We start from the raw sequence: 2854 nt of genomic DNA, 5'->3' as shown, positions 1-2854 counted from the left end.
TTTAATCCTGAGTCAGACAAAATCCGCGCATTACTTCTTTTTGGATTTCCGCTCTGTTATATAACCGTTAAAACTGATAGGCGACCGGTCGCTGCTGGTTACCTGGAGGGAAGCATATCCCTCGCTGGACACGCTTAAATTAAGAGACTGCACCGATCTGTGATCCTTGGGCTTAATGGTGATATTCCAGCCATCCTTTTTACCGGGTGTAATGTTGTAATCGAAGGATTTGGTTTTGAAATCCAGCGGCGATTTTGTAGCGCCGTAATCCACTGAAGTATAGGCCCGGCCAAAATAAGGCAGGTAACTTATCACGGAATCCGCTCCCACAATTACATTGTATTCCGATGTAAGGTTACGCATGCGACCACTCATGGGCAGTGCATTCTGCGCTATAAAAACATAATTCTGACCGTCTATCAGTGATTTGACCTTAGCCACTTTATCCGCTTTTTGCTGCGCTTTGGTTTCCTGCGCAAAAAGGCTGGTAGAGATAACAGCGCCCAGTAAAAGGAGCATCGCTGTTTTTAATATAAAAAACCTTTTCATATGGTAAGTTTTACGTAAGAGGGAATGCCAATATCGTACCATAACAGCCAGTGCCGCGTTTTGTTCACTACCTGAACAGCACAAATTGCTGTTAAAATATTACTTTTAATGACCGATGATAAACCCGGAAACATGCCCAACCCATATATATCGTTACTGAAAACAGCCTGGAAATATGCCCGGAAAGAGCGTAAAAAATACCTGCTTGTCTATTTCCTGTTCCTCATGGCCAATGTTGTTTTTTCCCTGAACCCCGTACTGTTCGGCTGGTTCATAGGGAGCATACAGCGCGACAGCCCCAACCTGCCCCGTTACACCATGATCTTTGCCGGGGCTTATTTCGCGCTCAAATTCCTGGAATGGTGCTTTCATGGCCCGGCCCGTATTATGGAACGGCAGCTCGCCTTTAACCTGAGCCGGAACTTCCTTCGGGAACGCTACCACCAGGCTTTACACCTTCCGGTGAAATGGCACCAGGATAACCATAGCGGCTCGGTAATTAACCGTATACGGAAAGCATATGAGGCCCTGAAGGAATTTTTCGAGCGGGGCTTCATGTACCTTCATGCCATCTGTAAACTGTTGTTTTCTATGATCGCCATGCTGTATTTCTCTCCCCTGTACGGAAGTATCGGCATTGCCCTGGGCGTGCTTTGTATATGGATCGTGCTGCGGTTCGACCGCCCCTTTATCCGTACCCTCAATGAAATCAATGAAGGCGAGCATGTGGTATCGGCTACGCTGTTCGATAGTCTTTCCAATATTATGACGGTCATCACCCTCCGCCTGGAGAAAAGCATGGAAAACGGCCTGCTGGCAAAGGTACAGCGCATCCTGAAGCCCTTCAGGAAAAATACCGTGATCAACGAGTGGAAATGGTTTGTGGCCGAAATGATGATCTCATTGATATACTGCGTAATAGCGGTGGGTTACGTTTTCCAGCATTGGGTACCCGGCGAAATATTTTACGTAGCAGGACTGGTAACGCTTCTCGGCTATGTAAACCAGTTCACCAGCGTGTTCCAGGACGTAGCCTGGCAATACACTGACGTAGTACAGTACAATACGGCAGTAGATACCGCCGGGAATATCAGTGAAGCCTATACGCAGCATCACAGGGCAGATGCCGCGCCGGAACTGCCGGTTAACTGGAACCGGATCAGTATCAGTACCCTGAACTTTTCCCACACCGCCACTTACGATAACAATGCCGGTCCGCAACGCCTGCACGACCTTCACCTCCTGATCGAAAAAGGGAAAAAGATCGCTCTTATTGGTGAAAGCGGCAGTGGAAAAAGTACCCTGCTGGCCATTTTACGCGGTCTGTACGAGCCCGAACCCGGCGTAACGATACAGGTAAATGAAGAAGCCGTACCGTTAGCCACCGTCAACGAAAGCGTTACCCTGTTCCCCCAGGAACCCGAGATCTTTGAAAATACCATTGAATACAATATTACGCTTGGACTCCCCTTCCAGCCGGAAGAAATCATGGCAGTATGCAGCAGCGCCCATTTTTCAGAAGTAGTGGAAATGCTCCCGCAGGGGCTCGCATCCGATATCCGGGAAAAAGGCGTGAACCTTTCCGGCGGACAAAAACAACGGCTCGCACTGGCCCGCGGCATACTCGCAGCACGCAACAGCCAGGTGATCCTTCTTGATGAACCCACCAGCAGCGTAGATCCTAAAACCGAAGCCATGATCTACGAAAAAATGTTCCAGGCATTTTCCAATAAAGCCATCATCTCCGCCATGCACAGGCTGCACCTGCTGCCGCAGTTCGATTATATCTATGTACTGGACCAGGGCCGCATTGTATCTGAAGGCTCCTTCCATTACCTGCGTGCCAACAGCGCCGCTTTCCAGGAGCTTTGGAAACACCAGGAAAACAAATGATATATTTTATCAATATTTTATTATCATTGCAATTGCGTTTTCATCCTATGGAATGGTTCTCTCCCAGCTGCTATCACACCATGAAAACTCTATGCAAAAAATTTCGCTGTACGACCTGAAACGCAAACTAAGAAGCAGTCAGGAGCCAGATGAAATTATCACCCTGCTCGGCTGTAACCTCTCGTTCTTTACATGGGAGGAGCGGTCACAACTACTATGCGATTTACTGGAATACCAGGAGATATTTTTTGAAGCCGCGGAACTGTTGATTGAAGAAGGAGGAGCGGATATGCATTATAAGAAAGAAGATATTATCCCTATTATTTTTTGTGCAGTAGGCGCCAATAAACCGCAGGCAGTGCAATACCTGCTGAATAAAGGCGTGCCGCTTTACATCAGCAATGCGGATTAT

General features: G+C 47.8%; 3 protein-coding genes. 2 read left to right on the top strand and 1 reads right to left on the bottom strand.

The genetic code is table 11. From position 1 onward, the window contains the following. Positions 1-30 precede the first annotated feature (30 nt). Positions 31-549: a DUF4251 domain-containing protein gene (locus VN105_RS17985; RefSeq protein WP_325642913.1), complete on the bottom strand. Its 519-nt coding sequence runs from the start codon at positions 547-549 to the stop codon at positions 31-33. A 108-nt stretch (positions 550-657) separates the two neighbouring features. Between VN105_RS17985 and VN105_RS17980 the strand changes: the two genes are divergently transcribed. Both VN105_RS17980 and VN105_RS17975 read left to right on the top strand, forming a co-directional pair. Further along, positions 658-2442 carry an ABC transporter ATP-binding protein gene (locus VN105_RS17980; protein ID WP_325642912.1) on the top strand — a complete coding sequence of 595 codons (1785 nt, stop codon included), beginning with the start codon at positions 658-660 and terminating at the stop codon, positions 2440-2442. A gap of 91 nt (positions 2443-2533) precedes the next feature. Further along, positions 2534-2854 (top strand): hypothetical protein (locus VN105_RS17975; RefSeq protein WP_325642911.1); only part of this gene is annotated, 321 nt, incomplete at its 3' end.

The sequence above is a fragment of the Chitinophaga sp. genome (genome assembly GCF_035564935.1).
GTDB lineage: Bacteria > Bacteroidota > Bacteroidia > Chitinophagales > Chitinophagaceae > Chitinophaga.
Note: the sequence above shows the minus strand (reverse complement) of the source record. Positions and strands in the feature narration are given on the sequence as shown.